Here is a 6,610-nt window from a genome sequence, read left to right on the forward strand (position 1 = left end):
CTGTGGTAAAAGGCCGGACCTGTGAAGCACCACGCAAAAACAATAGTGGAAAATAAAACGAAAAAACCGTGACTCCTGATTGACATAGTCAAAAAACAAAAATCACGGTCCAAAAATCCATCAGACAGATAGAGACTAGTTTATTATAAACTCTTTTCAGGCGTGGGCTGCATGTGCAGGAACAGATAACCCTTTCAAATCCTTATCCAGTAAGAATAAAGATTTACCACTTTCACCCACCATACCCAGTTTATCCAGAATAGATTTGAATAACTTCTCTTCTTCATGCTGTTCAGAAACATACCACTGTAAGAAGTTAAAAGTAGAATAATCCTGAGTGGTCATCGCCAGGTGGGCCAGTTTATTAATCTCTTCAGTGATCAGTTTTTCATGCTCATAGGTCTGATTGAATACATCAGAAATGGAACTGAATTCAACGGGTGGAGCCTGAATCGCGCCCAGTACAGGCATTGCTCCTGTATCGCCCAGATAATCAAATAAGCGTTGCATATGCTGCATTTCTTCCTGTGAATGGGCTCTCAGAAATGCTGCCGCTCCTTCGTACCCTTTATCACTACACCATGCACTCATTTGCAGATATAAATTAGCAGAATAAAATTCTAGATTTAATTGCTCATTTAATTTCGTGATCATTTCTTGTTTCAACATTAGCCCAATCTCCTGATGATTAATTAACTGGAGCATATTATGCCTATTAAAAACCAATAAAACAAAAATAAATTAAAAATAAGTAACAAATTGATAATTAATGATTTATGTTCATTCTTTAACAAGAATAAATCTCATTAAATATAAGGAAATAATAATCAATTTTATTTGATTAAATATTTATTAAAATAAAACCAATTTAATAGAAATGATAATTGATATTATTAATCTTTACTCGAGTGTTTTTTATTCAAATAACAGCTTGCTAAATGAACGAGACTCCATTAATTTTATCTCCTGAAGATATATCTTATAGATTTCAAGAATCAACTTGAGCGGTAAGAGGTATACATAGTATTTTTGGGAGACAATATGATAGAGCATAATTTAGCCAGACTATCAAAAGATGAGATGGACAAAGTCAACACTGATTTAGCGGCATCAGGAGTTGCATTTAAAGAGCGTTATAATATGCCTGTCATTCCGGATAATGTTGAACAAACTCAGCCACAACATCTGAGGGAATATTTTCAGCAGCGATTGAGGCATTACCGTCAGCAATCAAGGTCTTTATCACGTTTACCTTACGAGCCCAAAAGCCGTTAAAAAATAGCAACTAAAAAATAGTAAAAAGTAACCACTGCGTAAGCAAGTGGTTACCTCATCTACTTTCCAACAAACTTATCCGTTGCCTTGATTAACTGATGCAAAATACCCGGTTCATCAAAAGAGTGACCTGCTCCTTCAATAATATGAAGTTCAGCTTCTGGCCATGCTTTTGCCAGATCCCAGGCATTCTGTACCTGACATGCCATATCATAGCGTCCATGAATAATGACTGCTGGAATATGTCTGATAGCATCAATATTATCTAATAGTTGCTGCGTCTCATCCATAAAACCGTTATGGATAAAATAATGATTTTCAATACGTGCAATTGCCAGAGCAAACTGTTCTTCTGCAAATGAATCTGCATGTTCAGAAGGTAACAGTGTGATAGTTTCACCTTCCCAGGTACTCCATAGTTGAGCGGCTTCCAACTGTACGGCAGGATCACTACTTGTCAGACGTTTCCGATAAGCACTAATCACATCTTCGCTCTCTTCTTCAGAAAGAATGGATAATATACGCTCCCATTTTTCCGGAAAAAATCGGGAAGCACCTTCCTGATAATACCATTGCAATTCCTGAGGCCGGAGTAGGAATATTCCCCTTAATACCAGCTCTGATACAGCATGGGGATGTTTCTGGGCATAAGCCAGAGATAATGTTGAACCCCATGAACCACCAAAAACCAGCCAATTATCAACGCCCATTAGTGTACGTAAGCGTTCAATATCATCGACCAGATGCCAGGTTGTATTATTCTCAAGGCTTGCATGAGGCTTAGAACGCCCACAACCACGCTGGTCAAATAGCATGACATGGTAATGTTCAGGGTTGAATAGCTGCCGATGATAGTGGGCTATTTCTCCGCCCGGTCCTCCGTGAATAAATACCGCAGGTTTACCTTTGGGATTACCGCACAGTTCCCAGTAAATCTGGTGCCCGTCTCCGGTATCCAGATAGCCAGTCTTATATGCATCATAAGCCGGATAAAGTTTCCGTAATTCCGTCATAGAGACCTCTCAATCAGATACATCCACTGGGTTCCAAATTGTGTCCGCCAGTAAGAGAGTGACAAAGTTGCCGAAGCAACCAAAAGTGGCTCCATTGGGAAGCAAGAGCCTTTAATTGATCCCCCGGAAGCATAACTCATTATGTGGTAGGAATAAGAGAGCGTAACCAACAAATAGGTAACTTGAAAGACGAAAGGCATAAAAAGGGATACGTTTCCAGTATCCCGAACACATGTGAAGCTATCATGACTCTTTAATTACCGGATTTCACTATAGCTGATAGTCTCTTTCTGGCAATCGATTGTGACATTATAGCTTTTGTCATTTTTAGTGCCCCTGACAACTAACGGAACCTGCAATGCGTCTTTATCACCAGTAATATCGTTGACATTTACCCATGCTACGGGTTTTGCAGTACCTAACTGTTTCCTATCCTTATCCCAGTGATTAAGACGATTTTGCAGGAAATCTTGTTTAACTTGTGCGGCTATTTGATCTTTAGTCAGATTTTTGCAGGAAACAAATTTAGCGACATGGTCATTTTCAGCAGCTGATACAGCAGTTGTAAACGCAAAAGAAAGTGCAACGGCCACATTCAATAACCCTGCACGATGGATGAATTGTTTTATCTTCATGTTACCTCCTATTACCATCCAAATAGTATGGATTAATGTTAGGTTAAACTAACATGTAATAGCAGTAATTATGTGAGTTTTGTTAAAAATGCGTTGTGACTATTTTCATCCTCAAATAAGATAATTTTAAATAAATTAAATAAAAACAATAAAATAAATATAAAATTTACATACATAAACTTATTTATGTACAAACACAAAACGTACATAGCGTTGTACATAAAATTTACTTTTATACTGGTGAGTCAATCGCTCCGTTTGAAACGGAAGGATTGAGACAAAGTGAGGATGAATGGACAAATCAATGAGTTGCAGAGGTATCCGAAAATTTTCGTATACCCATCAGCCAAAGTGAGGACCACGGAATAATTAATAGGTTAAAAGGGGAGAATTATCCCATTTAGATAAGTGGTTGATTTTTCTCATTTCACGCATGGTGACAGAAATTATATAAATCAATGAGTTACAAATTATAAAAATCCCGCTTTTAGAATACTAAGTCTTATCAGACATCTGACAAATTCTATTAATTCCCCGCCTGTCATTTTATGTCATCCTGCCCACAAAACATGCTGCCTATCAAATTTTAGTCAAGCCGTACTTTCCCGTATTGATGAACCCTTTTATTGATGTTCACCGGCGGAGAAGTCTCCCACCGCCTTCATGTTATTTAGCAATGTGTATTGTTGATTAGATGAGGGAATGAATATGCAAGACAAAAAGCCAGATGTATCTATCTCAGACGATAGTAATCTCGTATAACTGAAGGTACTGCCGGAAACGCTGAACGTGGTGAACTCATTGCTGAGCTGGGCAATCTGAATCCCGGAGCCCCCGGAACTGCGCATACGCAGAAAGAACCGGGCAGTGACATTGCCGCCCTCGCTCAGGCCCGGCAAATACAGACTGCCAGTTTTGTTCAGCGGGATCATATGCGTCCCGAGAAAACGCGGAATAATATTATTCGTGGTGATAATCACCCGCCCCTGCTCGTCATAAATCTCTAATCCCATCTCCATTACCAAAACCCCATTCGGATACGTAACCGGCCGCGACTGTCAAACAATTGCTTCAGGTTGTTGGTTTCCACCCAGTAACCGCCTGAACCCTGACCATAACTGGTCATTTCCCCCGTGCGCATATCCAGCCTGAAGCCGGTTCTGTTCCGGGGATCGAAGTTAGCGGATTTAATTTCATCCCCGACAACCAGCTTGCGAATATTCGCCATATCGATAAAGGCATCCTGTACAAATAACTGACCATTTTTGGCGACCATAAACGGCTCCATTTTCCCGTTAGCGGGGTTATAAAACGCAAAGTTATTCGCAGAAAACCCAATATAGGATTCCAGTTGACCGTTTTTAATCTCGCCACTAATCACCATACCCCCGGCGTTATATTTCACCCCATTGTGCTTAAGAGTGATATTCACGCTATGAATAGCGTAACCATTGCCGGGCTGATTAAACTCGGCTTGCATTTTGGTGCTGATGATCGCCTGCTGATCTTTTAGTTGCGCCTGAACACGCTGTTCGCTCTCTGCAAATGACAAGTCTAATTTATTGATGGATTTCTGGTTTTCCTGAATGGAAGAGCGATCTCTCCGACGCTGGATTTCACTTCTTTAATGGATTGCGCCCAGGCCACTTCACGGTCAGCAAACACCCGGTCAAGTCGCCGGATTTCGGCCTTGTTTTCTCCATCCCTTGCCATCAGCTCAAAACTATTCTGTTGAATAGCGACCCCATTAATCAGGTCCGCTTCCGCCTGATAATCCAGTTGTGCCTGTAACCGCTTTCCGGCCTCGGCTGTCATCAGCTGATCACCGACGGCGTCAGTAATCCAGCTGGCATCCGTGGAGGACTCCCCTCGCAGAAAGTCGGTCCACGGGGAGGGATTGCCGGATTTATCCACCAGTCGGGCACGGAAATAGAACGCGACGCCGGCGGCCAGTCCCTGCATGACATAGGTCTTTTGTGGATAGGGAATGTCGGCCAGTAACATCAGTCCCTCGCCATCACTCGTCGGGCTGTACTGGATTTCGGTTTTCAGCGTATCGTCCGTATGAGGGGCAAAGCCCCAGTCTAACTGGATCCCGAACACAATCGGCGTGGCTTTAAAGCCTAACGGCGCAGGTGGCTCCCCGGCTTTGCCCTTCAGGTGCGTTTCCGGTGCATTCGCCCACAGGCTGGAGATTTCCGCGGCATTAATGGCCCGTACCCGTGCCTGATAACGTCCGGCGTAGATGTTCGGCACCTCAAAGCCCTGTGTTGACGTGCGCGGAGCCGCTATCCAGTTACCGTTATCCCGTCGCCATTCGGCTTCATAGGCAATGGCACTTTCTGCCGCGTTCCACGTCACCCGCAGGGTGGTGATCGCAATGCCCTGATGAACCACCGAATCACTGCTGATAACGACATTTTTCGGCGGCGATTGTACCCCCGGCGGAATAAGGGAAATAGGGCGTTCATCCATGCGAATGCCGGTATCAATGTGCGCGTATTTATCCGGGTTGTGCTCAATGGCGGTAATGTCAAACGAAACACCGTCATCCCCTTCTTTAATGCCGGTAACCCGGAATAGCTGAATGGTTAAATCGGTGGCATCAATGGCCCAGACGGACTCGGCAATCGGCGTTTCAGAATAGGCCGTCGTGACCGTGATCACGGTGCCGTTGACCGCCTGAATGGTGCGACCTTCTGCCTTGCCCGAAGGGAGGTTCAGAATCAGCCGTTCCCCCACTTTTGCCGACGATACTCTGTCTAAAGTGATATTGCGCCCGCCTGCACCATGAAGACGACCGCCCAGCACCCGACCTGCCAGCATTTCATCGGCTACTCCGATAACATAGCCGGGCAAGGGAATTTTGCCGTCCAGCCCCACGGTAAAGCTGACCATCCGATCATACTCGTTGGTGTGTAATATCCATTTACCGCGTCGAATGGCTTCACTCTGGCGGGTACAACCAATCGCGGTCACATCGGCCTGCCTGACCTGAAAACGACGTATCAATCGGTGGTCGAAGACCGGTTCCACCGCATCCTGATAGCCGTTCTGCGGATCTGACCAGCTCACCATCGCGGTAGAATAATGGGTCTTTTCACTGGCGCTGCTGTAGACAAACTTACCGTCACGCACGTTGGCGCGAGTGTAGAGATAATCCACATCCCGGGGCATATCCGCCAGCACGTTCATGTTATTGTTTGCCCAGTAGGTCATCCCCCGGAAGATACCGGCAATATCCCGCAGTACCGTCCATGCCTCTTCCTGTGACTGGATATACACATTGCAGGTATGCCGCGGTTCGGTGCCCCCTTTAAGAGGTATTTTTCAAAACCGTCAACCAGCACAGACAAGGCCCGAATAGCTTCCTGAGGTGAAGAGACAGCCAGTTGATATTCGCGCCCAAATTGAGAGCCGAGCACGCCAGAAAGTCGCACGTTTCGCAATGTATTCATAAAATTATTCCAATAAAAAAACCCCCGTTAGGGGGTTACAGATTACTGACAAAGTGCTGGTTTTTTATCCGGCACTTTGATTTAATCAAATTCCGTTCACCCGACGGAGCTTGCCGCCATGTTAAGAATACCCCCTCCCCAGACTTTCCCGCCCGAAACACTCTCGCTCGATGCGCTTGTGCCTCAACATCATTTAGTCCGTCAAGTCGATGCCGCCCTGGATTTCGAA

General features: G+C 44.4%; 6 protein-coding genes and 1 pseudogene. 1 reads left to right on the forward strand and 6 read right to left on the reverse strand.

The window, feature by feature from the left end:
• Positions 1–156: 156 nt before the first annotated feature.
• A complete protein-coding gene (ftnA, locus tag AACS90_RS22520; RefSeq protein ID WP_099108206.1) occupies positions 157–669 on the reverse strand; it encodes a non-heme ferritin in 513 nt (170 codons plus the stop codon).
• Positions 670–1,044: 375 nt separating this feature from the next.
• Between ftnA and AACS90_RS22525 the strand changes: the two genes are divergently transcribed.
• On the forward strand, positions 1,045–1,275 hold the full coding sequence (locus AACS90_RS22525) for a DNA polymerase III subunit theta (protein ID WP_099121612.1): 231 nt from the start codon (positions 1,045–1,047) through the stop codon (positions 1,273–1,275).
• 59 nt (positions 1,276–1,334) lie between these two features.
• Here AACS90_RS22525 and pip read toward each other — a convergent pair whose 3' ends face one another.
• From pip to AACS90_RS22555, 5 genes and pseudogenes are all read right to left on the reverse strand, one after another.
• Positions 1,335–2,288: a prolyl aminopeptidase gene (gene pip, locus AACS90_RS22530; RefSeq protein ID WP_099121599.1), complete on the reverse strand. Its 954-nt coding sequence runs from the start codon at positions 2,286–2,288 to the stop codon at positions 1,335–1,337.
• Between the two features lie 257 nt (positions 2,289–2,545).
• On the reverse strand, positions 2,546–2,923 hold the full coding sequence (gene yebF, locus AACS90_RS22535) for a protein YebF (protein WP_099121600.1): 378 nt from the start codon (positions 2,921–2,923) through the stop codon (positions 2,546–2,548).
• A 623-nt stretch (positions 2,924–3,546) separates the two neighbouring features.
• A complete protein-coding gene (locus AACS90_RS22540; protein WP_099121601.1) occupies positions 3,547–3,942 on the reverse strand; it encodes a hypothetical protein in 396 nt (131 codons plus the stop codon).
• Positions 3,942–6,235, reverse strand: a pseudogene (locus AACS90_RS22550) (host specificity protein J); the annotation flags it as partial. The pseudogene AACS90_RS22550 and the gene AACS90_RS22540, both read right to left, overlap by 1 nt.
• The gene (locus AACS90_RS22555; RefSeq protein WP_099121604.1) at positions 6,139–6,381 is read right to left on the reverse strand and encodes a hypothetical protein; all 243 of its coding nucleotides are present in this window, start codon (positions 6,379–6,381) and stop codon (positions 6,139–6,141) included. The pseudogene AACS90_RS22550 and the gene AACS90_RS22555, both read right to left, overlap by 97 nt.
• Positions 6,382–6,610: the final 229 nt, after the last annotated feature.

It is taken from the genome of Xenorhabdus sp. KK7.4, from assembly GCF_963876465.1.
GTDB classification, from domain to species: Bacteria; Pseudomonadota; Gammaproteobacteria; order Enterobacterales; family Enterobacteriaceae; genus Xenorhabdus; species Xenorhabdus stockiae.

Bases quoted from the DNA above. Each gene is read 5' to 3' on its own strand.
- ftnA (WP_099108206.1), bottom strand. From the start codon at position 669: ATGTTGAAACAAGAAATGATCACGAAATTAAATGAGCAATTAAATCTA.
- pip (WP_099121599.1), bottom strand. From the start codon at position 2,288: ATGACGGAATTACGGAAACTTTATCCGGCTTATGATGCATATAAGACT.
- yebF (WP_099121600.1), bottom strand. From the start codon at position 2,923: ATGAAGATAAAACAATTCATCCATCGTGCAGGGTTATTGAATGTGGCC.
- AACS90_RS22540 (WP_099121601.1), bottom strand. From the start codon at position 3,942: ATGGAGATGGGATTAGAGATTTATGACGAGCAGGGGCGGGTGATTATC.
- AACS90_RS22555 (WP_099121604.1), bottom strand. From the start codon at position 6,381: ATGAATACATTGCGAAACGTGCGACTTTCTGGCGTGCTCGGCTCTCAA.